Raw genomic sequence first — 25,891 nt, 5'->3', positions numbered from 1 at the left:
ACCCTAGTGACAGACTATATTATACGCTTTCCTGCTGGAAAATTTCATTACCAAGTAAATGATGAAGTAAATTGTCGAAATTTTTTAATGACGTAAATTTGTTACGTTTAATTGATCTATGCCCAGAGCGCTCAGCCTTGACTCCCTGCGCATTACCTTTGGTATGCTTGACGACATTCATTTCGCTTACATCGGGCAGCGGTTGGCCGGGTACATCGCCAAACCAACGAAACTCCCTGAAGTTTAAGGCGTCGTCTACTACGATCCAAATGACACAGCCACTCGGCTTTTCGGCCAGTCGAAGGTTCACTCCTACCTCCGCACGAGCACCATTCTCGATGCTGACCTTAAGCTGGATGTGCCGAGTTACATGTCTACATGTCAGGACCAAGTCGTAGCCGCCGGCATCAAATTCACTTTTAAGAATTTCGGCATCGACTATCTCTTTTTGCCAAAGAGACCTCAAAATCTCTCCCGCAAAGAGATGCTCAATAATGTTCTCCCGCAATGTGGAATGGATAGAGTGCTTGTCTTTTATTGCCATTACCTGTCTCCGATAGGCTGAACTATTTTCAACCTATCGGAGCATACAGTTTAACAACTGCAAGTAAATCAGAACGTAATTTCCTCACCGACCTTCGGCACGACGACCTTTGCGGATGCGCCTTCCATGGCGGTGACGAACTTTTCGGCTGTCGCATCGATGATCGGGAAGGTGCCGTAGTGGCAGGGGATCACCGACTTGAAGTTGAAGAATCGCTGGCAGGCAAGCGCAGCCACGGCACCGCCCATCGTGTAGCGGTCGCCGATCGGCACCAGACCGATTTCAGGCTGGTGCAATTCGTTGATCAGCGCCATGTCACCGAAGATATCGGTATCGCCCATGTGGTAGAGGGTCGGCGCGTCATCGAAATGCAGGACGAGGCCGTTCGGATTGCCGAGCGCGTGCGAAACGCCGTCTTCCGTTTGCTGGGCCGACGAATGCAGGGCGTTGGTGAAGGTCACGGTGAAGCCGTCGAAGTGGATCGTGCCGCCGGTGTTGCCGGATTCGATCTTCTCGACGCCTTTGCCGCTGAGCCAGGCTGCGAGATCGGCATTGGCGAGAACGGTCGCGCCGGTCTCCTTGGCAATCGCTGCCGTGTCGCCCACGTGATCGGCGTGGCCGTGTGTCAACAGGATATGGGTGACACCCTTGGACACGTCGGCAACCGTCAGGCCAGCTGCGGAGAAGGACTGGTTATAGCTCAGGAACGGGTCGATCAGGATCGTTGCCTTGGAAGTCTCGATGCGGAATGCGGCATGGCCGAGCCAGGTGACTTTCATGGGATAACTCCGTGAATTGAGGGATGCAAATTCGAACCTTGATGCTAAGGACACTAGCGACATAGCCCAAAAGGCAAAAAATGACAGTGATCCGCCGCTCAATTTCTTTTGACGAGACAATATCCCGATGACAGTCCTCACCATCGAAGAACTGGCGGAAACCCTGCTGCCGAATCAGGCGATTGCAGGCCTCGACCTCGGCACGAAGACCATTGGGCTGTCGATGTCGGATATCGGGCGAAGACTGGCGACGCCACGTCCGGTGCTGCGGCGGGTGAAGTTTACGCCCGATGCTGCAGCACTGCTGGCGTTTGCGGAGAAGGAAAAAGTAGCAGCGTTCATCATCGGCCTGCCAGTCAACATGGACGGCTCGCAGGGGCCGCGGGTCCAGGCGACCCGGTCTTTCGTGCGGGCCATGTCGGACAAGACCGCCCTGCCCTTCGTCTTCTGGGACGAGCGCCTGTCGACGGTCGCAGCAGAACGTCAGCTGATCGCCATGGATGTTTCAAGGGCAAAACGTGCCGAGCGCATCGATTCGGCAGCGGCCAGCTTCATTCTTCAGGGCGCGCTCGACAGGCTGTCTTCGCTGTCCCGCAATCGATCGCCGGATCTCGAGGCCTGACGCGCCTGCCACCAGGCTGCAATCAGCTTGCGCTTGCGAAAGCCGATCAGCGCGAAGACCACGAGACTATCGACGATAATAGCGCGCAGCACCAGCGGTGGGATCGATTCCGGGGGTAGTCCGAGGACTTTACCGTAGACCTGAAATGTCAGGTCGTGAACCTCGCGGGTGTACATGAATATGCCGAAACTGATGTCGTAGTAGGACAGCCAGTACCAGCTGCCGAGGAAGAAGATCGGCCCGCCCCAGAACAGCAGAAACCACTTCATGCGGCCTCTCCCCGATATCCGACGCCATCTCCGCTGCAAAGGACCAGCCCGCTCACCAGCGCCAATGAGCCCAGAATCACCGCAGGCACTGCAATATTGAGAGCCAGGACGGCGAAAAACATCATTGAAATCAGGAATAGAGCGGCTTTAGCCGGTTTTGCTGTCATGGCCACACTGGTTAACAATTGATGACCGCGCCACCTTGTGCCGTCAGCCGGCCTCCCGCAACGTAAACCATTCGTTAAGGTTAACGGCCTGTGGAGAACTTGTCTCAGCCGTAGACGGCGCGGACGATGCGCTTCAGGCCGGTGGCTGCCTTGTCCCAGTCCTTCTCGCTCCTCAGCGACAATCCCGCGCATTGGCCGCCGATGGCTGCCGAGAGCACCAGATGCTGGATGGCCGCGAGAATGATGGCGTTGACGGCAACCGCATCGACACCTTTGGGAGGCACAAGCGATCCGCGCATCCGGTCGATCCAGGCGGCCAGCGCCTTGGATCGCGCCTCGGACAATTTTCGCACTTGTTCCGTCTGCTCCGACACCTCCCAGGCGACGATGCGACGCATCAGCGGATCGGCGCGCAGTGCAGCCAGGAAAAGCAGCGCCAGCCGCTCCATCAAGTCGCCGTAGGTCAGCATGAACATGCCACCGCTGTCGTCGGGAATGCGATCCCTCACCCAGCTGCCAAGATCAGCACCGATAGCCTCGACCAGACCGTCGAGCCCGCCATAATAGCGGTAGATCAGTTGCTTGTCGCAGCCGGCGCGACGGGCCACGGCATTGATGCCGAACGCCTGGAAGCCGTGTTCGGCCAGGAGTGCCTTGGCGGATTCGAGGATATTGCGTTCGGTTGCAAGTCGGTTGCGCAGCGGCTTTACCGGCTCGGAGAGAAGCGCAACGGAGTTCTTCTCCAGAAAAAGGACCGAATCTGCCATATCGTTTTTGTCTGTGGTCATCGCCAGTGACTATCAGCCGGTCATTTCGCCGACAACGCAGGGCTTTTCAAAGGTTGTGGATAGCGCTGCACCAAGTAACACCGCCAGAGTAAAGCGTTGGATGAACTAAAGGCTGCTGCGCGAAAAGAGCATCACTATCCGCAAGTCAATCGATCTCATCATGGCACGTTCTGCGTAGAAGAGGGCCTGCGTAGAAGAGGGCCATAGCCTCAGACTGCTGACAAAGGTATTATCCGACAACTCTGCAGGTCACTCGGGAATTTGAGCCGGTTGCCAAACTCCCCTCATCCTCGCCCTCCCTCCTCCTCGCCCTTGTGGCGGGGATCCAGTCAGCTCAAGTCCCTGTGAGCTGAAAGAGTCGTTTGACCCGACAGACGTCGTGTCGCTGGCCCGGCAACAAGAGCGAGTATGAGGGAGAGTATGGTATCGATCTCGTCAAACACATTTCTTCAGGGTTGTCAGTAGTCTGCGGGATAGCCTTCTGCATCGTGATCGCGATTTCGATCCCATGCGGGACCATCTCGGCCTGAAAGTCGTGACGCACTGATTTTCATTGTAATCAAAGCCTACGCCCGAACCACACCGTGGTTTCGGAGAGCGGCGCTACGGGTGGGGATAATTGCGCAAATCCGCGCTTCGGCCAGAAGCGCGAGGCGCCGTGGTTGGCAGTATTGGTTCCCAAGTGGATGCCGCCGACGCCGGCCTGTCGGGCCATTGTGATCCAGCGGTCGAGGAGCGCTGTGCCTATTCCCTGTTGCTGCAGGCGCGGCAGAAGGTTCATGTGCACATGCGCCGGATAAGGTTCGATGAGGCTTTCGGGCGTATGGCGGAGGTGGTGGATCATGAAGCAGCGGCGCTCGTCGGCGTTCCATTGCGACGATGGGCCGCTCGGCTCCGGATAGATCGCGCGAAGACCAGGCCACCAGTCCTCTTCAAGCCTGTCCTCGAAGGCGGCCGTGTCGAACACGCCGAGGATATAGCCGCCGACACCCTCCTCGTCCTCGGCGACGAGCACGGTTTCCGGACTGAACTTCGCATAGGGGCCAACGTAGATATGCCCCATCAACCGACCATCGATGTAGAGGTGCCAGGCATCGCCGCCGGCATGGCCTGTCGCGAGCGAGATGGCGTAGAGGCTGTCGATATCGGAGGGACGAAAGCTGCGAAGCGTTACCACATGTCCCCCCTTGCGTTTCGATGCGCGCCGAACTCTCCGTCAGGTCGCGGGTGGATAGAGCAGGTCGACGATGTAGCTGGCGTCGAAACGGCTGTCGAGCATGCCGTAGGTCGAGCGCCAGCCGCCGGCCAGACGCGTTTCGATGAAGGCATCGGCGACTTTGCCGGCACCGAGCCGGTAGAGTTCGGCGGCGGCGGCAGCCAAGGCGAGCTGCTCGATCAGCAGCCGGGCAGCGCCCTCGTCGCGCTCGCAGAGCGCCATGGCGGCACGCAGCACGGCGATGGTCTTCTTGCCGGCCGGACCGAGATCGCGGGCAAGTCCGGCGAATACCGTTTCAAACAGGTCTCGACCACGGTTGAGAACGCGCAGAAGATCGAGCGCCATGACATTGCCGGAGCCTTCCCAGATGGCGTTGACCGGCGCCTCGCGGTAGTGGCGAGCAATGGGGCGTTCCTCGATATAGCCGCTGCCGCCGATGCATTCCATCGCCTCGTAGATCAGCGCCGGGGCGATCTTGCAGCACCAGTATTTGGCAACCGGCGTCATCACCCGGGCGTAGGCTGCGTCGTCAGCGCTGTCGCGGGCCTTGTCGAAGGCTTCGGCCAGACGGAACGAAAGGGCAGTCGCACCGGCGACGTCGAGCGCCATGTCTGCGAGCACGCGCGTCATGATCGGTTGGCTCACCAGCGGCTTGCCGAACACGCTGCGACCGCGCGCGTGGTGCACCGCTTCGGCGAGCGACGCGCGCATGATGCCCGACGACGCCAGCGCACAATCGAGCCGCGTCAGGGTCACCATGTCGAGAATCGTCCGGACGCCGCCATCGGGAGTGCCGAGCAGGAAGCCGAACGTATCGGTGAATTCAACTTCGGCGGACGCATTCGAGCGGTTGCCGATCTTGTCCTTCAGGCGCTGGAAATGCAGCCCGTTGGCCGAGCCGTCCTCGAGCAGCCGTGGCACCAGGAAGCAGCCCAGCCCGTCGCCCGTCTGGGCGAGCATGACGAAGGCATCGCTCATCGGCGCCGACAGGAACCATTTGTGGCCGGAGAGCCGATAGATGCCCTCCCCCACCCGCTCGGCCGACGTGACATTGGCGCGCACATCCGTGCCGCCCTGCTTTTCCGTCATACCCATGCCGATGGTGACGGCGGATTTCTGCATGGCCGGCTTGTTGGTGGAATCATATTTCCGCGACAGGATTTTTGGCGCCCAGTCCTTCTGGACCGCAGGGGCTGCCATCATCGCCGCCACCGAGGCGCTGGTCATCGTCAGCGGGCAGAGATGGCCGCATTCGAGCTGCGCTGTCAGGTAGAAGCGCGCGGCTCGTACCTTGTGCGCCTGGTCCTTGGCCTCGACATCCGCCTGCGGATCCCAGATCGAGGAATGAAGCCCCGCCGACATCGAGCGGCGCATCAGCGCATGCCAGGCCGGATGGAACTCGACGATATCCAGCCGTTCGCCGCGCGGCCCGTGCGTCTTCAGCTGCGGCACGCCCTGGTTTGCCATCCGTGCCAATTCCTGCGCTTCATGCGACGTCACGAAACGCCCCATCTGCTCGAGGTCTTCGCGAATGCTGCGCGGCAGATTGGCCGTCAGGTCAACGATCAGCGGATCGGAACGGTAGGCATTGATGCCGGACCAAAGGCTCGGCTGGTTCAGATCGGTCAACGGGTCTTCGTTCCGGGGCGCTTGGGTCATGATTCGCTTCTAGCCGAAGTCACCTATGGTGGAAACGTCCAGGCAAAAGATTCATGGCGATGTACACAGTGGGGCTGGCTTATTCGCGCTGGATGCTGCGAAGCTTCAGACGAAAGGTCGTCGCATTCCCACACGGAGCAGTTGGTCTTGGCCTCCGCCAGCGGGATGGCAACCGCCATGTCTGCGTATGCCCGTGAAACTGGAGGCGACCGCCAAGTACTTCTGGGTAGCTGTAGTGCCATCGTATCCCATACTAGTGGATGGAATCTAACGCTTGGTGCCCGCGTTTAACGGCGGCGATGATTTTGTCGGGATCGGCGGTCCAAGTGAAGGGCTTTGGCTTTTTGTTGTGCTCAACGAGGAAACGGTTGATGGCGGCCTGGAGATCGACGACGGAATGGAAAACGCCGCGTTTCAGACGCCGCTTCGACAGCCTGGCGAAGAAACCCTCCACCGCGTTGAGCCATGAGCTTGAAGTCGGAGTGAAGTGGAAGGTGAAACGCTCGTGACGGTCGAGCCAGGCTCTCACCTTGGGATGCTTGTGGGCAGCATAGTTGTCGAGGATGACGTGGACGGCCTTGTCGTCCGGCACCTGGGCGTTAATGGCGTTGAGGAAGCGGATGAACTCCTGATGACGATGACGCTGCATGTTGCGGCCGATGACGGTGCCGTCGAGCACGTTGAGGGCGGCAAACAGCGTGGTTGTGCCGTGCCGCTTGTAGTCGTGGGTCATGGTGCCGAGCCGACCCTTCTTCATCGGCAGGCCCGGCTGGGTGCGGTCGAGCGCCTGGATTTGGCTTTTCTCATCGACCGACAACACGACGGCGTGGGCTGGCGGATCAACATAGAGGCCGACAACGTCTCGCAGCTTGTCGACGAATTTCGGGTCGTTGGACAATTTGAACTGCCGCCACCGATGAGGTGCGAGGCCATGCGCTTTCCAGATACGCCTGACTGCGCTGGCGCTGATGCCGGCGGCCGTCGCCATCATGTCGGCCGTCCAGTGCGTCGTCTCGCCCGGCGGATCAGCCAGCGTCAGGGCCACCACACGCTCGGCGACATCGGGTCCGAGCCGCACAATACGCGACGGCCGCGTCTTGTCGCGCAGGAGACCCTCGACGCCTTCTGTGGCGAAGCGCTCTTGCCAGCGCCATACGCAGGTCTTCGATTTGCCGGTCTGGCGCATAATCTCGACAGTTCCGACGCCATCGGCACTCAGCAGGATGATCTCGGCCCGCCAGACGTGCTTTTGGGGCGCATTGCGATCCCTGGTCAAGGCCATCAGGCGTTGGTGATCTGTTGGCGAAACGGTGAACGATATTCCTGTGCGCATGCGCCAGACTCGCATGCCAACCCAGCAAATGGAATCCCATACAGGACTCTTATGTCAGGCGGTAACCACTAGGCCCCGAAACGCTCTAATGATACTTTGTTCAATATGCTGGAGGATTTGAACCAGTTTCGTGTGCTACCACCTCCTGAAGCCGTTTCTGAAATACGACTTTACTTTGGATCGACAACAGTCAGCCAAGCCCTCACCGTTTTGTGCGCAGCGTTGGGACGACAACCAGATGTAATTTTTTGACTAATGAAGGGATGCCGGGTGATCCTACTGAAGCCAACCTACTTGGCGCTCGACACGTCACATTTAACGCAATGGCAGCGTGACAAGTCTTCGACCGATGCAGTAGCACGCCGCCATTCGGAGGAATTTTCGTCGTGGCTAGAGGATTCCGGCACGATCCCTATGGTGACGCTCCATCATCTAGAAGAGCTTTGCGCTATCGATGATGAAGTTTTGGTGCGATCGCGCCTGCGCTTCCTTCATGCACTGCCTCTCGTTGCCTGGATTGCGACGTCATCCGTGCAGGGTGATATTGGCGGCATAACCTCGATATTAGGTGCAGAGGCCCTGTCCGCCTACCACAATCCAGGCGATGACCTCGCCACATTGCGTTCGCGTGTCACCAGTTCCATCATTCGCGTAGGCACCGGCGAAGACATGCTCGGCTCTGACCCAGACGTTTGGCTCGCATTGCGGAAGCTTTTTCTTGCTCGTTCTCACAAGGCCCGCAGCCACGTCGCTATCACACACTCGACGGCGGTCGATCTAAGATCAAAACCCATGTCGGAATTACTGGGCGGCCGGATCCGTTCGAAGGTGTCCATGAGTCGCCAATTGGATGTGATTCGAGGCAGTCTGGCGATGGATATCAGAAAATATGGTGACGGAAGGATCTCCGATCCCAACGATATTGCTGGCGGGTTCATGGAAAAAGTCGCGGATGAGATCGAGCATTTGCCATTGAAGGCTGCGGATCTTGTGTGGCAATCTCTCGCATACTTTGAAATAGAGCCTTCAGACGTCGACGTTACCGCTACCCTTGGCGAGGTGCTCGACCATGGGCAGTTTCTAAAACAGATGAAGATTTGCACTGAGGGGATGGGCATTCCGTTCCCTGAACTGAAACGCTCGGTCAAGATGGATCGGTTGCCATCGTGGATCATCTCGTCAAACTTGCGCAAACATGCCGCCACGCTTAACGAACGCAAAGGCAGCGAACTCAACGATGGCTATCTGGCGTGCCTTGCGCCCTATGCCGACGTTACAATGGTCGACAAACGGACATTTGAGAGTTTTCGACAGGCCAAACGTGCAAATCCGCGCATGGCCGCTATCTGTAATCGGATTGAGCGCGCTCCGACCTATCGAGTCATTCCCAAACTCATCTAGCCTGAAGCAATACGTCGGCCATTGGACATTGGCGGACGGGGATATTGCGCAAGCCATTCTCTTCCGCCCGACCCAAGCGGGTACGCATAGATCCCGAGTTGCCAAGGAACACCATAAACATGTTGCCGAAGTCGCCCCGCCCGGCCTGAACTCTCCGAACCGCCTTGCCCCCTCGCCGCGCGCTCATTATAGAGCCCCTGACGACATCCGAGGGCGCCCGCATGGTCTTTTTTCCCCACCGCCACCTTATCGGCATCAAAGGTCTCAAAGAGCAGGATATCACCTATCTGCTCGACAAGGCGGACGAGGCGGTGAAGATCAGCCGGCAGCGCGAGAAGAAGACGTCGACGCTGCGCGGGCTGACGCAGATCAACCTTTTCTTTGAAGCCTCGACGCGGACGCAGGCGTCGTTCGAACTCGCCGGCAAGCGGCTTGGCGCCGACGTCATGAACATGTCGGTCGGCAATTCCTCGGTGAAGAAGGGCGAAACCCTCATCGACACGGCGATGACGCTGAATGCCATGCGGCCGGACGTGCTGATCATCCGCCATTCGAGCGCCGGCGCTGCCGCATTGTTGGCTCAAAAAGTCTCCTGCGCCGTCGTCAATGCCGGCGATGGCCAGCACGAGCATCCGACCCAGGCGCTGCTGGACGCGCTGACCATCCGCCGTGCCAAGGGCAAGCTGTCGCGGATCATCGTTGCTATCTGCGGCGACGTCCTGCATTCGCGCGTCGCCCGCTCCAACATATTGCTGCTCAACGCCATGGGCGCCCGGGTGCGCGTCGTGGCGCCGGCGACGCTGCTGCCGACCGGGATGGCCGAGATGGGCGTGGAAATCTGCCACTCGATGAAGGAAGGCTTGAAGGATGCAGACGTGGTGATGATGCTGCGCTTGCAGCGCGAGCGCATGTCCGGCGCCTTCGTGCCTTCGGTGCGCGAGTATTTCCATTTCTACGGGCTCGATGCCGAGACGCTGAAAGCCGCCAAGGAGGATGCGCTTGTGATGCATCCGGGGCCGATGAACCGTGGCGTCGAAATCGCCTCCGAGGTGGCCGACGGCCCGCAGAGCGTCATTGCCGAACAGGTGGAAATGGGGGTCGCCGTCAGGATGGCCGTGATGGAAACGCTGCTTGTCTCGCAGAACCAGGGGCCGCGCGCATGAACACCATCGTCCTCACCAACGTCCGCATCATCGACCCCTCACGCCAGCTCGACGAGACCGGCACCGTTATCGTCGAGAACGGCGTCATCGTTGCATCCGGCAAGCAAGCCGATGGCCTGCCGTTTCCGGCGGGCGCCACCGTGCGCGATTGCGCCGGGCTGATAGCGGTGCCCGGCCTCGTGGATGCCCGCGTGCATGTCGGCGAACCCGGCAGCGAGTACCGCGAGACGATTGCCTCGGCCAGCCGCGCTGCAGCAGCCGGCGGCATAACCTCCTTTATCATGATGCCGGATACCGATCCCGTCATAGACGACATCGCGCTGGTCGAATTCGTCAAGAAAACGGCGCGCGACAAGGCGGTCGTGAATGTCTATCCCGCCGCTGCCCTTACCAAGGGGCTGGCCGGCACTGAAATGACCGAGATCGGCCTGTTGAGGGAAGCCGGCGCCGTGGCCTTTACAGATGGCCATGCCAGCATCCACGACGCGCAGGTGCTGCGCCGGGTTATGACCTACGGCCGCGAGTTCGGCGCCGTCATTGCTTCCGTGCCGCGCGACGAACATCTCGGCGCAGAGGGCGTCATGAACGAAGGCCTGTTCGCCAGCTGGCTCGGCCTGTCGGGTATTCCGAAGGAAGCAGAGATCATCCCGCTCGAGCGCGACCTCCGGATCGCGGCACTGACCCGCAGCAACTACCACGCCGCGATGATTTCGGTGCCTGAGTCGGCCGAGGCGATCAGGAGCGCCCGGAAACGCGGCGCCAAGGTCACCTGCGGCATCTCAATCAACAATCTGGCGCTGAACGAGAACGACATCGGCGAATACCGTACGTTCTTCAAGCTCTATCCGCCGCTCAGACCCGAAGACGACCGGATGGCTATGATCGAAGCGCTCGCCGATGGCACGATCGACATCATCGTCTCCTCGCACGATCCGCAGGATGTCGACACCAAGCGGCTGCCTTTCGCTGAGGCGGCGGACGGCGCCATCGGGCTGGAAACCATGCTGGCCGCGGCCCTGCGCCTCCACCACAGCGGCCAGGTCAGCCTGATGCGGCTGATCGATGCTCTCTCGACGCGACCGGCCCAGATCTTCGGGCTCGATGCCGGCACGCTCCAGCCGGGCGCGAAAGCCGATATCACGCTGATCGATATCGACGAGCCTTGGCTTGTCGCCAAGGACATGCTTCTGTCGCGCTCGAAGAATACACCGTTCGAGGATGCCCGGTTCAGCGGCCGGGCGGTAGCGACCTATGTGGGGGGCGCATTGGTCTATTCGCTGAACTGAAAACGGATGGAAATGCCGGACTATAGGGGGACGATTTGAACGACATCATGAACTGGCAGATCACCGTGCCGCTAGCGCTGGCAGCCCTTGCTATCGGCTATCTGCTGGGCTCCATCCCCTTTGGACTGGTGTTGACCCGCATGGCCGGGCTCGGCGATGTCAGGTCAATCGGCTCCGGCAGCATCGGGGCAACCAATGTGCTGCGCACCGGCAGCAAAAAGCTCGCAGTCGCAACGATGCTGCTCGATGCCCTCAAAGGCACCCTCGCCGCATTTGTCTGCACGCGGCTTTTTGGCGCAGAGGCCGGTCTGCTGGCGGGCTTTGCTGCGTTCATCGGCCATATCTTTCCGGTCTGGATCGGCTTCAGGGGCGGCAAGGGTGTGGCAACCTATATCGGTATCCTGCTGGCGCTGGCGCCGGTTATGGTGCTGCTGTTTGCGGTCGTCTGGCTCACTTGCGCCTTCCTCAGCCGGTACTCGTCGCTGTCCGCACTGGTTGCAACACTTGTTATTCCGGTTGCGCTGTGGATAGTGGGACCCGACAAGATTGCTGCGGCGATGACGCTGATGAGCCTCATCTGCTGGTGGAAACACAAGGCCAACATCGCCAGGCTGACTGCAGGGACGGAAAGCAAGATCGGATCCAAGGGGTAGGTTCATGGCCACGGACAGCGCAAGACGGTCTGGGATTGCGCTGACGGAAAAACAACGGATTGCCTGGCTCAGGCTGATCCGCTCCGACAATGTCGGGCCTGCCACCTTCCGCGACCTCATCAACCACTTCGGCTCGGCCGAAACCGCGCTCGCGATGCTGCCGGAATTGTCGCAGCGCGGCGGCGCAACGCGGGCTATCCGCATCTGCAGCGAAAGCGATGCCCTGCGCGAACTGGAGATTGCCGAGCGCTTCGGAGCGCGCTTCATCGGCATCGGCGAACCCGACTATCCTCCGGCGCTGCGGCAGATCGACGGTGCTCCGCCGCTGCTGGCGGCCAAGGGCAATCTTGCCACGGGCACGAAGCCCGTGGTCGGTGTCGTCGGCTCGCGCAATGCCTCGATCAGCGGCGCCAAGTTCGCGGCAATGATCGCGCGGGACTGCGGTCGTGCCGGCTATGCGGTGATCTCTGGGCTGGCGCGCGGCATCGATACGGCAGCCCATCGGGCCAGTATCGAGACCGGCACCATCGCGGCACTGGCCGGAGGACTGGACCAGCCCTACCCGCCCGAAAACGTCGGATTGCTCAATGAAATCTGGAACGGCGATGGCATGGCGCTGAGCGAGATGCCATTCGGCTGGGAGCCGAGGGCCCGCGACTTCCCCCGTCGCAATCGACTTATCGCTGGGGCCGCGCTGGGTCTGGTGGTCGTCGAGGCGGCGACACGCTCCGGCTCGTTGATCACGGCGCGGCTTGCCGGGGAATTCGGGCGGCTGGTGTTTGCCGTGCCCGGCTCGCCGCTCGATCCGCGCTGTCAGGGAACGAACGGCTTGCTGAAGGATGGCGCAATGATCGCGACCAGCCCCGGCGATATCATCGAGGCGCTGGCGCCGCTGTCGGAGATCGACCTGTTCTCGACGCCGATGGCGGAGGAGCCTGGCGAAGATCCCGGCAAGCCGATGCTCCTGCCGCCCGATGACAACGACCGCGCCCGCATCGTCGATTCGCTCGGGCCCACGCCGGTCGAGATCGACGACATCATCCGCCACACGGTGCTGGCGGCGGCATCGGTCTACCTGGTCCTGATCGAACTCGATCTCGCCGGACGGTTGCATCGACACCCCGGCGGGCTAGTGTCGCTCGCCATGCTGGATTGATGCGAGGGGTCGATGGCCGGCCTGGAGGTCGCCGGCCTCGACGTAGGCCATCTCCAGAAGGTAGCACAGAAGATCGGCACGTTCCCTTTCTGCCACCTGCCGCAACTCGCCCAACATCTGGCGGATGAATGCAAAGCTTTCCATGGAGGTCTGCCCTCCCTTATTTTTCACAGGTTTGGACGTCATTTCGTCTTCCCGTCGCAAGGGTGTATCACTGCATGGACTGTCGTTATCTCTGCATATCAAAGACGATAAAGCATTTATCTATAATTGCAATACGTTTAATATCTCGTAAAAGTTGCGTCACGTTGCAGGCGGCAAAAATGCACCGTCCCTCTTGACCGCAGCGATTTCACTGTCCATGTCGAGGGGCCGGGAAGTGAAGATTGCCCGGACACCCGCCTGTTTCTCCTCAGCGCGACCTCCTAATTAGAGAATGATCATGAATGTTGTAGTGGTAGAATCGCCTGCCAAGGCCAAGACGATCAACAAATATCTGGGACCCAACTACAAGGTCCTGGCGTCTTTCGGTCACGTGCGCGATCTGCCCGCCAAGGATGGTTCGGTTTTGCCCGACCAGGACTTCGAGATGCTCTGGGAAGTCGACGCGGCCTCGGCCAAGCGCATGAAGGATATCACGGACGCCATGAAGACGGCCGATGGCCTGATCCTCGCGACCGACCCTGATCGCGAAGGTGAAGCGATCTCCTGGCATGTGCTCGACCTTCTCAACAAGAAGAAGGTGATCGGCACCAAGAAGGTGCAGCGCGTCGTCTTCAACGCCATCACCAAGAAATCCGTTCTCGACGCCATGGCCAACCCGCGCGATATCGACGGACCGCTGGTCGATGCCTATCTGGCGCGCCGGGCCCTCGACTATCTCGTCGGCTTCAACCTGTCGCCGGTGCTATGGCGCAAGCTGCCCGGCGCCCGCTCTGCCGGCCGCGTGCAGTCTGTTTCCCTGCGTCTGGTTTGCGACCGCGAATCCGAAATCGAGCGCTTTGTCTCCGAAGAATACTGGAACCTCTCGGCGCTGCTGAAGACGCCGCGCGGCGATGAATTCGAAGCCCGCCTGACGGTCGCCGACGGCAAGCGGCTGCAGGCCCGCTCGATTGCCAACGGCGAACAGGCCGGCAATCTCAAGACATTGCTCGAAGGCGCCAGCTACGTCGTCGACACCGTCGAGGCGAAGCCCGTCAAGCGCAATCCTTCGCCGCCGTTCACCACCTCGACGCTGCAGCAGGCGGCTTCTTCCAAGCTCGGCTTCTCCGCATCGCGTACCATGCAGGTCGCGCAGCGGCTGTATGAAGGTATCGACATCGGTGGCGAGACCGTGGGTCTTATTACTTATATGCGTACCGATGGCGTGCAGATGGCGCCGGAGGCGATCGATGCGGCGCGCAGCGCCATCGGCAGCCAGTTCGGCAATCGCTACCTGCCGGAAAAGGCCCGTTTCTATTCGAGCAAGGCGAAGAATGCACAGGAAGCGCACGAGGCCGTGCGTCCTACTGACTTCGAACGCATTCCCGATCACCTGCGCAGCGCCCTCGATGCCGACCAGCTTCGTCTCTACGACCTGATTTGGAAACGGGCGATTGCCAGCCAGATGGCGTCTGCCGAGATCGAGCGGACGACCGTCGAGATCCTGGCGACCAATGGTGGCGACAAAGCCGGCCTGCGGGCCGTTGGCTCCGTCATCCGCTTCGATGGCTTCATCGCCGCCTATACCGACCAGAAGGAAGACGGCGAGCAGAGCGATGATGGCGAAGAGGACGGCCGCCTGCCGGAGATCAACGCCCGCGAGAACCTCGCCAAGCAGAAGATCAACTCGACGCAGCATTTCACCGAACCGCCACCGCGCTATTCGGAAGCAACACTTATCAAGAAGATGGAAGAGCTCGGCATCGGCCGGCCTTCCACCTATGCCGCAACGCTGGCAACCTTGCGCGACCGCGACTATGTGACGATCGACAAGCGCAAGCTGGTGCCGCAGGCCAAGGGCCGGCTGGTCACCGCCTTTCTCGAAAACTTCTTCACCCGCTACGTCGAATACGACTTCACCGCCGACCTCGAGGAAAAGCTCGACCGAATCTCGGCCGGCGAACTGAACTGGAAGGACGTGTTGCGCGAATTCTGGACGGCTTTCTTCGCCCAGATCAACGACACCAAGGAACTGCGCGTCACCAACGTCCTCGATGCGCTGAACGAGGCGCTGGCGCCGCTGGTGTTTCCGACCCGCGAAGACGGCAGCGATCCGCGCATCTGCCAGGTCTGCGGCACCGGCAACCTGTCGCTGAAGCTCGGCAAGTACGGCGCCTTTGTTGGCTGCTCGAACTATCCGGACTGCAATTTCACCCGCCAGCTCTCGTCGGAAGGCGGCACGGATGCGGAATCGACCGGCCTCAGCGAGCCGAAGGCGCTCGGCAAGGATCCGGTGACCGAGGAAGAGCTGACACTGCGCTCCGGTCGCTTCGGCCCCTACATCCAGCGTGGAGAGGGCAAGGAAGCCAAGCGCTCGTCGCTGCCGAAGGGTTGGAAGCCCGAGGATATCGATTACGAGAAGGCGATGGCACTGATCGCGCTGCCGCGCGATATCGGCAAGCATCCGGAAAGCGGCAAGATGATCTCGTCCGGCCTCGGCCGCTACGGGCCATTCCTGCTGCATGACGGCTCCTACGCCAACCTCGAGACCATCGAGGACGTATTCACCGTCGGTCTCAACCGCGCCGTTACGGTGCTCGCCGACAAGCAGGCCAAGGGCCCAAGCGGTCGCGGCACGCCGGCAGCGTTGAAGGACCTTGGCGACCATCCGGACGGTGGCGGCAAGATCACCGTGCGCGACGGCAAGTATGGGCCCTATGTCAACTGGGGCAAGGTCAATGCGACGTTGCCGAAGGGCAAGGATCCGCAGAGCGTCAGTGTCGAGGAAGCGCTTGCCCTGATCGTCGAGAAGGCCGGCAAGCCTGCCAAGCCGAAGGCTGCCGCCAAGGCCAAGGCCGCACCGAAGGCGAAGGCAGCAGCGAAGACGAAGACCGCTGCCGCATCGGCAAAGACGACCAAGACCGCCGCCAAGCCGGCAGCCAAGGCCAAGGCCAAGCCAGCCGCCAAGAAGACAGTGAAGAAGGCAGCAGAGTGAGCAGAGAACCGCGCAGCAGACCGTCGCCAGTCGAACGTCGTCTCGGCAAGCCCGTGCGTGCCGCCAAGACTGGCGCTGCCAAGGGTGATGTTACGGCGCCAGCCAGGGACACGATCGTCCAGGGTGTATTGCCGCCGCGCGAAGTCATTCTGCGCTTCATTGCCGACCATCCACAGCAAGCCTCCAAACGCGAACTGGCCAAGGCCTTCGGGCTGAAGGGCGAGCAACGCGTCGAGCTGAAAAACCTGCTGCGCGACCTCGAAGAGGACGGCATGGTGCAGAAGAACCGCAAGTCGCTGATGCGACCCGGCGCCCTTCCCCCCGTGACCGTGCTCGACATCACCACCCGCGACAAGGACGGCGAGCTGATCGGCCGCCCGGCCGAATGGCCGGAAGATGCCGGCGTCGCGCCTGCCGTTGCCATCCGCCAGACGTCTTCGCCCGCCGGCCGCAACGGCAAGGGCAAGGCACCCGTGGCCGGCATGGGCGACCGGGTTTTGGCAAAGATATTTCCGGCCGGAGACCGCGGCGGACCGGCTTACACGGCACGGATCATCAAGGTTCTAGACCGCCGCCGCAGTGCTGCACTTGGCGTTTTCCGAGAGACGCCCGGTGGTGGCGGACGGCTGATGCCGGTGGAGCGGCGCGGCGAGGAAATGGTCATCGATCCCGAGGATATCGGCACCGCGAAGGATGGCGACCTGGTCGAGATCGAAGTTGCGCGTCTCGGCCGCTTTGGCCTGCCGCGCGCCAAAGTCCTGTCGGTGCTTGGCTCCGTCGGCTCGGAAAAGGCAATCTCGATGATTGCCATCCATGCCCATGGCATCCCCTACATCTTCCCGCTGCCGGTGCTGGCCGAGGCTGACGATGCCAAGCCAGCGACGATGAAAAGCCGCGAAGACTGGCGCAACGTGCCATTGATCACCATCGATCCGGCCGACGCCAAGGACCACGACGACGCCGTATATGCCGAGCTGGACCCTTCTCCCGACAATGTCGAAGGCGTCATCGTCAACGTCGCAATCGCTGACGTCTCCTGGTATGTCAGGCCGAATTCCATGCTCGACCGCGAGGCGCAGAAGCGCGGCAACTCGGTCTATTTCCCCGACCGGGTGGTGCCGATGCTGCCGGAGCGGATCTCCAACGATCTCTGCTCGCTGAAGGAAGGCGTCGACAGGCCGGCGATTGCCGTGCGCATGGTGTTTTCGCGCGAGGGCCGCAAGATTGGCCACACCTTCCACCGCATCATGATGAAGAGTGCCGCCAAGCTCTCCTACCAGCAGGCGCAGGCAGCGATCGACGGAACACCTGACGATCAGACAGGACCGCTGCTGGAACCGATCCTGAAGCCGCTCTACCATGCCTATGGCGTGATGAAACGCGGCCGCGACCGCAGGCAGCCGCTGGAACTCGACATGCCCGAGCGCAAGATCCAGCTGAAGCCGGACGGGACTGTCGACCGTGTCGTCGTGCCGCCGCGGCTGGATGCGCACAAACTGATCGAAGAGATGATGATCCAGGCGAACGTCGCTGCTGCCGAGACGCTGGAAAAGCAGCGGCAGCCGCTGGTGTTCCGCATCCATGACGGCCCGTCGCTCGCCAAGCAGGAGATCCTGGGAACGTTTCTTGCGACGCTCGACATTCCGCTCGCCAAGGGCGGCAACATGCGGGCCAACAATTTCAACGGTATCCTTGCCAAGGCAGAAGGCACGCCGCACCAGACGATGGTCAGCGAGATGGTGCTGCGCTCCCAGAGCCAGGCGATCTACAGCCCGGAAAACATCGGCCATTTCGGCCTCAACCTGATGAAGTACGCCCACTTCACCTCGCCGATCCGCCGCTACGCCGACCTTATCGTTCACCGCGCTCTGGTGGGTTCGCTCGGGTTTGGCGAAGGCGGCATCACGCCGGAGCAGGAAGCCGGTCTCGACGACATCGCAGCCGAAATCTCGACCTTCGAGCGGCGCGCCATGGCGGCCGAACGCGAGACCGTAGACCGCCTGATTGCCCATCACCTGAGCAACCGTGTCGGCGAAGAGTTTGACGGCCGCGTTGGCGGCGTCACCAAGTCGGGACTGTTCATCGGACTGCCGGAATTCGGCGCCGATGGTTTCATTCCGATCTCGACGCTCGGCAACGACTATTACATCTATGACGAGGCGCACCAGGCGCTGGTCGGCGACCGCACAGGGCTCGGCTATCGGCTTGGCGACAGCGTCAAGGTGAAGCTGGTTGAAGCGGTGCCGCTGGCGGGCGCCCTGCGCTTCGAGATGCTGAGCGAGGGCCGCGAACTGCCGCGTGGCATGCGCTCGTTCCACAAGTCTGGACGCGGCGCGACGCCGGTGCGCAAGAAGCCGGGGACAAGGCCACCGCGCGGACGTAAATAGCTGCTGGAGGGCGGCTGGAGGAGGAGTGATGACAGCAAGCGGTTCGACACCCGTCATTCGCTATGGCGGGCCTGAAAAAACCGAGCGCGCGCTCGGCCAGGCTATCCTGCGCGGCGCCTGCAGCCGTTGTCCCAACTGCGGACGTGGGAAGCTGTTCCGGGCGTTTCTGAAACCGGTGGACAGTTGCGCTGTCTGCGGCGAGGAGATGTTTCACCACCGCTCGGACGACCTGCCGCCCTATCTCGTCATCCTCGTGCTCGGCCACGTTGTCGTCGGCGGCTACATGATATCGGACACGATGCACCATCTGCCGATGTGGGCGACGCTTTCCATCTGGGCGCCGATCACGGTGCTGACGGCACTTGCCGTCATCCAGCCGATCAAGGGTGGCGTGATCGGCCTGCAATGGGCTCTGCGCATGCACGGCTTCGGCGGTCACGAAGACCGGCCGGACGAGTTCGATGAAGGCAACGGCACCGGGTAAGGCTGCAGGACGCCGCGACAAGCCGAAACGGCAGGGTTTTCCCCACGCGACCTGACATCAGCACCGGCCATGGGTTGACATGGAGGCTAATTCTTGTCTGAACATTGCCGGCATTGTCGGGCATGCTCCGGCCGCTGCGATCGACCGGACGCCCCGGAATGTGGCGCTCTGGATTAGCCGGCAAGATGCCTTTCTCAATTCTGCGACGCGGACGTTTCGTTCGCTCCATGCTAAGGATCAACCATGACTGAACCGACGAACGGCAAGGTCGGCCATGTCGAAGAAATTCACTGGCCCTCGCTTTTCGCCGCGATCTCGTCGATTTCGGCCGTTGGCATTGCCATCGGTCTCGGCCTGCCCCTTTTCAGCATCATCCTTGAAAAGCGCGGTATCTCGTCGTCGCTGATCGGCCTCAACACAGCGATGGCAGGGATCGCGGCAATGATCGCCGCGCCCATCACCACACGGCTGGCGCACCGCTTCGGCGTTGCCTCGACAATGATGTGGGCGGTATTTCTCTCGGCCGTCAGCGCTGTCGGCTTCTACTATGCGACGGCCTTCTGGATGTGGTTCCCGCTGCGGCTGGTCTTCCACGGCGCGACGACCACGCTGTTCATCCTTTCGGAATTCTGGATCAATGCCGCCTCTCCCCCGGCAAGGCGCGGCTTCGTGCTCGGGCTCTACGCCACGGTCCTGTCGTTGGGATTTGCTGCCGGACCGCTGATTTTCTCCATGGTTGGCAGCGAGGGTATTTTGCCCTTCCTGATCGGCGCGGTCGCCATTCTCGTTGCCGCCATCCCAATCTTCATTGCCCGCAACGAAAGCCCGGTGCTGGAAGAAAAGCCCGAGATGCATTTCATGCGCTATGTCTTCCTGGTGCCGACGGCTACCGCCGCGGTGTTCGTGTTTGGCGCAGTCGAGGCAGGCGGTCTGTCGCTGTTTCCGATCTATGCGACGCGCTCCGGCTTTACCGAATCGCATGCCGCCTTGCTGCTGACGATGATGGGTATAGGCAACGTCGTCTTCCAGATCCCGCTCGGCCTGCTATCGGACAAACTGACGGACAAGCGCCCGCTGCTAGTCATCATGGCCTGCATGGGCCTGGTCGGCGCGCTCGCGCTGCCATGGGTGGTGGGCAACTGGATGATAACCGCAGGCCTGCTTCTTTTCTTCGGAGGATGCGTCTCCGGCCTCTATACGGTAGGCCTCAGCCACCTCGGATCCCAGCTGACAGGGCCGGATCTTGCCGCTGCCAATGCGGCATTCGTGTTTTGTTATGCAATCGGCACGGTTGCCGGCCCACAGGCGATCGGTACAGCTATCGACGCAGCAGGCACCGATGGATTTGCCTGGGCAATTGCCGGTTTCTTCGGGCTTTATGTGTTGCTTTCCGGGGTCAGACTGTTGTTCCTGGGGAAGAGGGGTTGACTTTTCGGGCGCGATTTGTAATTTCGCGCCATAATTTGCCGTGGACCGCAACCGGCCGTCCACGGCATCATTTTTCTTAAAGGCAGGACGACCATGGCCAAGGCAACAACAATCAAGATCAAGCTTCTGTCGACGGCCGACACCGGCTTCTTCTACGTCACCACAAAGAACAGCCGCACGATGACCGACAAGATGAACAAGACGAAGTACGACCCGATTGCCAAGAAGCACGTCGAGTTCAAGGAAACCAAGATCAAGTAAGATCATTATGGTTTTCAGGTTTTAGAAGGCGCACCTGCAGGGGTTGCGCCTTTTTTAATGTCTGCCGATCGTTTGTTTAATATCTACCGATCTCCTGGGCGATATTGCACGCAAAATCGCGGCATGATAAATCATACATCACTAATATGATGTATCGAACTCCGATCGGCGGTAGCGGTTCGCGTGACCTGTCATTATAGAAAACGCCGCTCTTCCGGCGGGAAAGAGCGGCGCTCACTAGGGGTCGGACGGATGCAAAGCGGTACGAGGAACCGCAGGGCATGCATCCGACCGACCGACCCCACGAACCAGGTGATGCGGCGGACCTGAGCATCATGGGGTATTTCTGTCCGGCTGGACGATGTTCGACCTCGGCAAACTCGCTTAAAAGTCGGTTAAAATCAAGAAGTCTTCAGTGTCAAAAGAGGTCAGACTGACTCTATGGTTAAATAGGATGCGGTTGAAACTAGCTTGGGATGCGACGCTTTTTAGCTTAAACTCAAAAATACTGTAAAACGTCAGTATACCTTCAGTTACGACTCAATCTTTTTATACTGAGCAGGCGTTGCTTGCAAAATCTGTGTCCGAAGACATCAGCATGGATATGGATGTATGCCAGCATTACGACAGAAATCATCCTGCACTACTGTCGAAAACTCAATATATCTTAAGTGCTTATTGACTGAAATTGCGAACTCTCGCGACTTTGAAAATAAAATGACGCAGAATTACTTATTAATCTTCTGCGAACGAATTCCGGAAGCGATACTTTTCAGATATTAAACTTTTGTAATGGCCGCACAAAACAGCTTGGATTGACTTCCTCTCGCACCGCCGGACGCGCTGCAGTCCTAGGCGGCCGCAGCGACCACGCGGTTTCGTCCACCGTTTTTCGCCTCATAGAGGGCGCGGTCGGCTTGCTTCAGCAGTTCGTCTGGCCCATCGAGCGATGTCTCGCGGGATGAGATCCCGAAAGAAGCCGTGATGGCGATGGTCTGGCCGGTTCCACGCAGGGTGAATGGTGTACTTTCGACGGCTGAACGCAGTCGTTCCGCAATAGCGGCTGCGACCGGTGCCGATGTATCCGGCATGACGACCACGAATTCCTCACCGCCGAAACGGCAGGCGAGATCGGCGCCCCGGACGGTGGAGCGTACGCGGGCGGCAAATTCCCGCAGGACCTGATCGCCGGCATCGTGACCGTAGAGGTCATTGACGGCCTTGAAGCGGTCGATATCACTGATGAGGATCGAAAGCGGCCTGGCGCGCTGGACGGATCGCTTGAAGAGAATGGCCAGGTGGTTGTCGAGATAACGTCGGTTGTGCAGCCCGGTCAGCGCGTCGGTGACGGCAAGCTCGATGGTCTCCTGGACGCTGGCGCGCAGACGATCATTGTAGCGCTTGCGCTTGATCTGCGTCAGGCAGCGCGCCACGAGCTCGTTGGTATCCACCGGACGCACGATGTAATCGTTGACCCCGAGCTCGAGTGCCCGGACGATCATCTCGTCGGCACCCTGATCGGTGATCAGCAGGACCGGAAGAAATCGCGTCCGCTCCAGCGAGCGCAACTGCGAGCAAAGGCGCAGCGGATCATAGTCGTCGAAATTGGAGTTGACGATCACCAGCTCGAAGGAGCTTTCCGCTGCTTCGAATAAGGCTGCCTGGGCGTCGGACATGGCCACGACATTGGCAATCGGCTTCAAGGCGCGCACGATGCGCTCCTGCGAATTGGCGCGGCCGTCGACCAGCAGGACCTGCGCAATCTCCTCGCCCTTGCCCTCGCCGATCCTGCCATCCTCAAAGCCGAGCGTGCGTGCGGTCTCGGCACGCGAGCGCAGCTCGTCACTCAGGGTCTTCAGCCGCAGCAGGCTCTTGACGCGTGAAATCAGCTGGAGGTCATTGACCGGCTTTGTCAGGAAGTCGTCGGCACCGGCCTTGAGGCCGCGAACACGGTCTGCCGGCTGGTCGAGCGCCGTCACCATGACAACAGGGATATGGGCAACCTTCGGATCTGCCTTCAGCCGCTCGCAGACCTCAAAGCCATCCATGCCAGGCATCATGATATCGAGCAGAATGAGATCCACCTGGGTGGTGTCGCAGATGGCCAGCGCATCCCTGCCATTATCGGCGGTCAGCACTTCGAAATACTCGGCCAGAAGCCTTGCTTCGAGAAGCTTCACATTCGCCGGAATATCGTCAACAACCAGAATTCGCGCGGTCATATGGCCTTTTTCAACGCTCAGGCGTCGCCCAGATAGGTCTTTATTGTTTCAATGAATTTCGGCACGGAAATCGGCTTGGAGACATAAGCTTCGCAGCCGCCCTGGCGGATACGCTCCTCGTCGCCCTTCATCGCGAAAGCAGTGACGGCAATCACAGGAATGACGTGCAGCTCGTCGTCTTCCTTCAACCATTTCGTCACTTCCAGCCCAGAGACTTCCGGCAGCTGAATGTCCATCAGGATCAGGTCGGGACGGTGCTTGCGGGCGAGTTCGAGCGCCTCCATGCCGTTGCGGGTCTGGATCGTCGAGTAACCGCACGCCTCGATGAGATCGCGAAAGAGCTTCATGTTCAGCTCGTTGTCTTCGACAATCATCACTTGCTTCGGCATAATACAGTGTCCTCGCCACCGGCCTTGAATCCACTCAGCGAAAATATAAGGTCGCGCGGAAGCCGATTCGATAAATCCGTTAGGGTGACGCTAGCGGCATTTGGTTGAGAAAAAGGTAATTTGCCCCGCGAAATGCAAAGCAACTTCAAGAAGCCGAAAGGATCTGACGCAGATCCGCAGGAAATCGCTATCGCTGTACTCGGATGGCTGGCGAACGAGCCGGATATGTTCGGCCGCTTCCTGGCACTGACCGGAATGGAGGCCGCCCAGTTGCGCAATGCTGTCAACGAGCCAAGCTTTCTCGGCGGTCTCCTGGATTTCCTGATGAACCACGAGCCATCGCTTATGGCCTTCTGTGCGGCGACAGGCACTGCGCCGGAGGCGGTCATGGCGGCTTCCGCACACTTCTCAGCTCCAGGCCTCGGCTCGGGGGAATACTGATCTTGGACGAGACAACTGACATAGGACATGTGCCGCTTCGGGACAGACCTCTCGTGGTTTGCGACATCGACGAGGTTGTTCTGGAGTTTCTGACGCCGTTCACCCGCTTTTTGCGCGCCAGGGATCACGACCTTCTGGCGCGCTCCTTCCGTATTCACGGCAACGTCGTCTCGAACCAGGATGGGACGGTGCCGGACGACGAAACCGTTTCGGCCTTCCTCGAGGATTTCTTCCTGACGCAGGACCAGTGGCAGACGCCGGCCGAGCGCGTCGTCGAAACGCTCACCGGCCTTGCCGGAGATGCCGATATCGTCTTCCTGACGGCCATGCCGCCGCGCCACCAGCAAACCCGCCGCGCCGTGCTCGACAGGTTCGGGCTTCATTTCCCGATGATCGCTACCGAGCAGCCAAAGGGGCCGGTGCTCGCGCAGCTGCATGGCGACAGGCCGCAGCCGGTTGTGTTTCTGGACGACATCGAGAGAAATCTGCTCTCCGTCGGACAGGCCGTGCCGGATTGCCTGCTGGTCAACCTCATGGCCAATGCCGATTTCCGGCCGTTCCTTCCAGTGCCCTCGCCCGGGATCGTCAGCGTCGAGGACTGGTCTGCGGCGGACATGTTGATCCGGGCGCATATCGGGCTTTGAGGTCCTGGACTGCAGGCACTTATACATGCTCCACCTCTTGCGCCGATTTTCATCCTTGAGTGGCTAGACCATAATGCATAGAGTGATGATGTTCAACATTTGTTCTCATCATGACCAACTTGCCTGATACCACGCCCGGCTTCTGCCGCGATTGCCTGAGCGAACAGCCGGCGGTCGTGAAGCGTTGCCGTGCGTGCGGCAGTCCAAGGCTTGTCTACCACCGCGAACTCAACGACCTGACGCTCGCGCATATCGACTGCGACGCCTTCTACGCGTCGGTCGAAAAGCGCGACAATCCGGAGCTTGCAGACAAGCCTGTGATCATCGGCGGCGGCAAGCGCGGCGTCGTCTCGACCTGCTGCTACGTCGCCCGCATTCACGGCGTTCGTTCGGCCATGCCGATGTACAAAGCGCTCGAGGCCTGTCCCAACGCGGTCGTCATTCGCCCGGACATGGAGAAATATGTCCGGGTCGGGCGCGAGGTCAGGGCGATGATGGAGGAACTGACGCCTCTGGTGCAGCCGCTTTCCATCGATGAGGCCTTTCTCGAACTTGCCGGCACGCAGCTTCTGCACCAGGATCGCCCTGCCCGTATCCTGGCGAAGTTTGCCAGGCGGGTGCAGTCCGAGATCGGCATCACGGTGTCGGTCGGCCTGTCCTACTGCAAATTCCTCGCCAAGGTCGCCTCCGACCTCAATAAACCACGCGGCTTTTCGATCATTGGCCGACAGGAGGCAGTCGAGTTCCTGGCGCCACGTCCCGTCACCACCATCTGGGGTGTCGGCAAGGCGTTTGCCGCGACGCTGGAGGGCGACGGCATCCGCACCATCGGCCAGTTGCAGGCAATGGACGAAGGAGCCTTGATGCGCCGCTACGGCGTCATGGGGCAGCGGCTGTTCCGGCTGGCGCGCGGCATAGACGATCGCGAGGTGCATCTGAACGACCCGGCCAAGAGCGTGTCTGCGGAGACGACCTTTTTCGAAGATATCTCCCGATATGACGACCTAGTGCCTGTTCTGCGCAACCTCTCCGAAAAAGTGTCGAGACGCCTGAAGAAGGGCGACATCGCCGGCCATACCGTGGTGCTGAAGCTGAAGACGGCGGACTTCAAGAGCCGCACCCGCAACCGCAAGCTCGAAGACCCGACACAACTGGCCGACCGGATTTTCCGGACCGGGCTCAGGCTGCTGGAGGCCGAGACCGACGGCACGAAATTCCGCCTTCTCGGCATCGGGGTCGGCGACCTCTGCGACGCCGGCCGCGCCGATCCGCCAGATCTGGTGGACGAACCCGCCGCCCGCCGGGCTGCAGCCGAGGCAGCGATGGACAAGCTCAGGGCCAAGTTCGGGGATGCGTCGGTGGAAACGGGGTACACGTTTGGCGCCGGCAAGCGGGAGCGGTCTTGAAGGCCTGAACAGGTGCCCCCTTCACTGATGCTGCCAGAGCCGCCCAGCAAAACTGCG

The 25,891-nt window shown here is 60.5% G+C and carries 25 protein-coding genes; 14 read left to right on the top strand and 11 right to left on the bottom strand.

The annotated features are described in order from the left end of the window. Window positions 1-19: 19 nt before the first annotated feature. Together J5274_RS11180 and J5274_RS11175 are read right to left on the bottom strand one after the other, a co-directional pair. Window positions 20-544, bottom strand: a complete 525-nt coding sequence (locus tag J5274_RS11180) for a hypothetical protein (protein ID WP_143123315.1) — start codon at window positions 542-544, stop codon at window positions 20-22. Between the two features lie 68 nt (window positions 545-612). Continuing rightward, the gene (locus J5274_RS11175) at window positions 613-1,323 is read right to left on the bottom strand and encodes a metal-dependent hydrolase (protein ID WP_142828997.1); all 711 of its coding nucleotides are present in this window, start codon (window positions 1,321-1,323) and stop codon (window positions 613-615) included. Between the two features lie 127 nt (window positions 1,324-1,450). On the opposite strand from J5274_RS11175, the gene ruvX reads away from it, so the two are divergent. Then, on the top strand, window positions 1,451-1,945 hold the full coding sequence (gene ruvX, locus J5274_RS11170; protein WP_142828999.1) for a Holliday junction resolvase RuvX: 495 nt from the start codon (window positions 1,451-1,453) through the stop codon (window positions 1,943-1,945). Here ruvX and J5274_RS11165 read toward each other — a convergent pair. The 6 genes from J5274_RS11165 to J5274_RS11140 form a co-directional block, all read right to left on the bottom strand. Next, a complete protein-coding gene (locus tag J5274_RS11165) occupies window positions 1,882-2,214 on the bottom strand; it encodes a DUF6105 family protein (RefSeq protein WP_142829001.1) in 333 nt (110 codons plus the stop codon). The genes ruvX and J5274_RS11165 overlap by 64 nt on opposite strands. Next, window positions 2,211-2,381, bottom strand: coding sequence for a hypothetical protein (locus J5274_RS11160; RefSeq protein ID WP_202617107.1), 171 nt, complete (start codon window positions 2,379-2,381; stop codon window positions 2,211-2,213). The genes J5274_RS11165 and J5274_RS11160 overlap by 4 nt, the downstream gene beginning before the upstream one ends. Window positions 2,382-2,485: 104 nt before the next feature. Further along, the gene (locus tag J5274_RS11155) at window positions 2,486-3,148 is read right to left on the bottom strand and encodes a TetR/AcrR family transcriptional regulator (RefSeq protein ID WP_142829003.1); all 663 of its coding nucleotides are present in this window, start codon (window positions 3,146-3,148) and stop codon (window positions 2,486-2,488) included. A gap of 580 nt (window positions 3,149-3,728) precedes the next feature. Next, complete coding sequence (locus tag J5274_RS11150) at window positions 3,729-4,346, bottom strand: GNAT family N-acetyltransferase (RefSeq protein WP_143123314.1); 618 nt, start codon at window positions 4,344-4,346, stop codon at window positions 3,729-3,731. Window positions 4,347-4,385: 39 nt separating this feature from the next. Beyond that, window positions 4,386-6,044 (bottom strand): acyl-CoA dehydrogenase family protein, encoded by a 1,659-nt coding sequence (locus J5274_RS11145; RefSeq protein WP_142829005.1) that lies wholly within the window; start codon window positions 6,042-6,044, stop codon window positions 4,386-4,388. Between the two features lie 253 nt (window positions 6,045-6,297). Further along, window positions 6,298-7,377, bottom strand: coding sequence for an IS630 family transposase (locus tag J5274_RS11140; protein WP_111223089.1), 1,080 nt, complete (start codon window positions 7,375-7,377; stop codon window positions 6,298-6,300). Window positions 7,378-7,647: 270 nt separating this feature from the next. On the opposite strand from J5274_RS11140, the gene J5274_RS11135 reads away from it, so the two are divergent. The 5 genes from J5274_RS11135 to dprA all read left to right on the top strand — a co-directional run bounded on the left by J5274_RS11135 (window position 7,648) and on the right by dprA (window position 13,036). Then, the gene (locus J5274_RS11135; RefSeq protein WP_142829007.1) at window positions 7,648-8,778 is read left to right on the top strand and encodes a hypothetical protein; all 1,131 of its coding nucleotides are present in this window, start codon (window positions 7,648-7,650) and stop codon (window positions 8,776-8,778) included. 221 nt (window positions 8,779-8,999) lie between these two features. Next, on the top strand, window positions 9,000-9,941 hold the full coding sequence (locus J5274_RS11130; protein ID WP_142829008.1) for an aspartate carbamoyltransferase catalytic subunit: 942 nt from the start codon (window positions 9,000-9,002) through the stop codon (window positions 9,939-9,941). Continuing rightward, on the top strand, window positions 9,938-11,227 hold the full coding sequence (locus tag J5274_RS11125; protein ID WP_142829010.1) for a dihydroorotase: 1,290 nt from the start codon (window positions 9,938-9,940) through the stop codon (window positions 11,225-11,227). The genes J5274_RS11130 and J5274_RS11125 overlap by 4 nt, the downstream gene beginning before the upstream one ends. Before the next feature lie 47 nt (window positions 11,228-11,274). Then, complete coding sequence (plsY, locus tag J5274_RS11120; RefSeq protein WP_142829064.1) at window positions 11,275-11,880, top strand: glycerol-3-phosphate 1-O-acyltransferase PlsY; 606 nt, start codon at window positions 11,275-11,277, stop codon at window positions 11,878-11,880. 4 nt (window positions 11,881-11,884) lie between these two features. Continuing rightward, window positions 11,885-13,036: a DNA-processing protein DprA gene (gene dprA / locus J5274_RS11115; RefSeq protein WP_142829012.1), complete on the top strand. Its 1,152-nt coding sequence runs from the start codon at window positions 11,885-11,887 to the stop codon at window positions 13,034-13,036. On the opposite strand, the gene J5274_RS11110 is transcribed toward dprA, so the two are convergent. After that, a complete protein-coding gene (locus tag J5274_RS11110) occupies window positions 13,010-13,222 on the bottom strand; it encodes a hypothetical protein (RefSeq protein WP_111220607.1) in 213 nt (70 codons plus the stop codon). The two genes, dprA and J5274_RS11110, sit on opposite strands and share 27 nt — an antisense overlap. 256 nt (window positions 13,223-13,478) lie before the next feature. Between J5274_RS11110 and topA the strand changes: the two genes are divergently transcribed. The 5 genes from topA (at window position 13,479) to rpmG (ending at window position 20,732) form a co-directional block, all read left to right on the top strand. After that, the gene (gene topA / locus J5274_RS11105) at window positions 13,479-16,172 is read left to right on the top strand and encodes a type I DNA topoisomerase (RefSeq protein ID WP_142829014.1); all 2,694 of its coding nucleotides are present in this window, start codon (window positions 13,479-13,481) and stop codon (window positions 16,170-16,172) included. Then, the gene (gene rnr, locus J5274_RS11100; RefSeq protein WP_219274591.1) at window positions 16,169-18,559 is read left to right on the top strand and encodes a ribonuclease R; all 2,391 of its coding nucleotides are present in this window, start codon (window positions 16,169-16,171) and stop codon (window positions 18,557-18,559) included. The genes topA and rnr overlap by 4 nt, the downstream gene beginning before the upstream one ends. A 28-nt stretch (window positions 18,560-18,587) precedes the next feature. Beyond that, complete coding sequence (locus J5274_RS11095) at window positions 18,588-19,043, top strand: DUF983 domain-containing protein (RefSeq protein WP_142829018.1); 456 nt, start codon at window positions 18,588-18,590, stop codon at window positions 19,041-19,043. A gap of 243 nt (window positions 19,044-19,286) precedes the next feature. Beyond that, the gene (locus J5274_RS11090; RefSeq protein WP_142829019.1) at window positions 19,287-20,471 is read left to right on the top strand and encodes an MFS transporter; all 1,185 of its coding nucleotides are present in this window, start codon (window positions 19,287-19,289) and stop codon (window positions 20,469-20,471) included. Between the two features lie 93 nt (window positions 20,472-20,564). Next, entirely contained in the window at window positions 20,565-20,732 is a 168-nt protein-coding gene (gene rpmG, locus J5274_RS11085) for a 50S ribosomal protein L33 (protein WP_111220602.1), read from the top strand. Window positions 20,733-21,583: 851 nt separating this feature from the next. On the opposite strand, the gene J5274_RS11080 is transcribed toward rpmG, so the two are convergent. Both J5274_RS11080 and J5274_RS11075 read right to left on the bottom strand, forming a co-directional pair. Further along, the gene (locus J5274_RS11080) at window positions 21,584-22,954 is read right to left on the bottom strand and encodes a PleD family two-component system response regulator (protein WP_142829021.1); all 1,371 of its coding nucleotides are present in this window, start codon (window positions 22,952-22,954) and stop codon (window positions 21,584-21,586) included. A 17-nt stretch (window positions 22,955-22,971) separates the two neighbouring features. Continuing rightward, window positions 22,972-23,343 carry a response regulator gene (locus J5274_RS11075; protein ID WP_111220600.1) on the bottom strand — a complete coding sequence of 124 codons (372 nt, stop codon included), beginning with the start codon at window positions 23,341-23,343 and terminating at the stop codon, window positions 22,972-22,974. Window positions 23,344-23,475: 132 nt separating this feature from the next. Between J5274_RS11075 and J5274_RS11070 the strand changes: the two genes are divergently transcribed. The 3 genes from J5274_RS11070 (at window position 23,476) to J5274_RS11060 (ending at window position 25,834) form a co-directional block, all read left to right on the top strand. Beyond that, on the top strand, window positions 23,476-23,784 hold the full coding sequence (locus J5274_RS11070) for a DUF3572 domain-containing protein (RefSeq protein ID WP_142829023.1): 309 nt from the start codon (window positions 23,476-23,478) through the stop codon (window positions 23,782-23,784). A gap of 2 nt (window positions 23,785-23,786) precedes the next feature. Beyond that, complete coding sequence (locus J5274_RS11065) at window positions 23,787-24,428, top strand: hypothetical protein (RefSeq protein WP_142829025.1); 642 nt, start codon at window positions 23,787-23,789, stop codon at window positions 24,426-24,428. Between the two features lie 110 nt (window positions 24,429-24,538). Beyond that, a complete protein-coding gene (locus J5274_RS11060; protein ID WP_142829027.1) occupies window positions 24,539-25,834 on the top strand; it encodes a DNA polymerase IV in 1,296 nt (431 codons plus the stop codon). Window positions 25,835-25,891: the final 57 nt, after the last annotated feature.

The sequence above is a fragment of the Rhizobium sp. L51/94 genome, from assembly GCF_019355555.1.
Taxonomy (GTDB): Bacteria; Pseudomonadota; Alphaproteobacteria; order Rhizobiales; family Rhizobiaceae; genus Rhizobium; species Rhizobium rhododendri.
The sequence above is the reverse complement of the archived record's forward strand: the minus strand, read 5'-3'. Positions and strand labels throughout refer to the sequence as shown.

Excerpts from the sequence above, each read along its gene's own strand:
- J5274_RS11070 (WP_142829023.1), top strand. The coding sequence starts at position 23,476 with ATGCAAAGCAACTTCAAGAAGCCGAAAGGATCTGACGCAGATCCGCAG.
- dprA (WP_142829012.1), top strand. The coding sequence starts at position 11,885 with ATGGCCACGGACAGCGCAAGACGGTCTGGGATTGCGCTGACGGAAAAA.
- J5274_RS11175 (WP_142828997.1), bottom strand. The coding sequence starts at position 1,323 with ATGAAAGTCACCTGGCTCGGCCATGCCGCATTCCGCATCGAGACTTCC.
- J5274_RS11145 (WP_142829005.1), bottom strand. The coding sequence starts at position 6,044 with ATGACCCAAGCGCCCCGGAACGAAGACCCGTTGACCGATCTGAACCAG.
- plsY (WP_142829064.1), top strand. The coding sequence starts at position 11,275 with ATGAACTGGCAGATCACCGTGCCGCTAGCGCTGGCAGCCCTTGCTATC.
- J5274_RS11130 (WP_142829008.1), top strand. The coding sequence starts at position 9,000 with ATGGTCTTTTTTCCCCACCGCCACCTTATCGGCATCAAAGGTCTCAAA.
- J5274_RS11155 (WP_142829003.1), bottom strand. The coding sequence starts at position 3,148 with ATGGCAGATTCGGTCCTTTTTCTGGAGAAGAACTCCGTTGCGCTTCTC.
- J5274_RS11140 (WP_111223089.1), bottom strand. The coding sequence starts at position 7,377 with ATGCGCACAGGAATATCGTTCACCGTTTCGCCAACAGATCACCAACGC.
- ruvX (WP_142828999.1), top strand. The coding sequence starts at position 1,451 with ATGACAGTCCTCACCATCGAAGAACTGGCGGAAACCCTGCTGCCGAAT.
- J5274_RS11090 (WP_142829019.1), top strand. The coding sequence starts at position 19,287 with ATGACTGAACCGACGAACGGCAAGGTCGGCCATGTCGAAGAAATTCAC.
- J5274_RS11165 (WP_142829001.1), bottom strand. The coding sequence starts at position 2,214 with ATGAAGTGGTTTCTGCTGTTCTGGGGCGGGCCGATCTTCTTCCTCGGC.
- J5274_RS11075 (WP_111220600.1), bottom strand. The coding sequence starts at position 23,343 with ATGCCGAAGCAAGTGATGATTGTCGAAGACAACGAGCTGAACATGAAG.
- J5274_RS11180 (WP_143123315.1), bottom strand. The coding sequence starts at position 544 with ATGGCAATAAAAGACAAGCACTCTATCCATTCCACATTGCGGGAGAAC.
- J5274_RS11125 (WP_142829010.1), top strand. The coding sequence starts at position 9,938 with ATGAACACCATCGTCCTCACCAACGTCCGCATCATCGACCCCTCACGC.
- topA (WP_142829014.1), top strand. The coding sequence starts at position 13,479 with ATGAATGTTGTAGTGGTAGAATCGCCTGCCAAGGCCAAGACGATCAAC.
- rpmG (WP_111220602.1), top strand. The coding sequence starts at position 20,565 with ATGGCCAAGGCAACAACAATCAAGATCAAGCTTCTGTCGACGGCCGAC.
- J5274_RS11160 (WP_202617107.1), bottom strand. The coding sequence starts at position 2,381 with ATGACAGCAAAACCGGCTAAAGCCGCTCTATTCCTGATTTCAATGATG.
- J5274_RS11060 (WP_142829027.1), top strand. The coding sequence starts at position 24,539 with ATGACCAACTTGCCTGATACCACGCCCGGCTTCTGCCGCGATTGCCTG.
- J5274_RS11080 (WP_142829021.1), bottom strand. The coding sequence starts at position 22,954 with ATGACCGCGCGAATTCTGGTTGTTGACGATATTCCGGCGAATGTGAAG.
- J5274_RS11110 (WP_111220607.1), bottom strand. The coding sequence starts at position 13,222 with ATGACGTCCAAACCTGTGAAAAATAAGGGAGGGCAGACCTCCATGGAA.
- J5274_RS11095 (WP_142829018.1), top strand. The coding sequence starts at position 18,588 with ATGACAGCAAGCGGTTCGACACCCGTCATTCGCTATGGCGGGCCTGAA.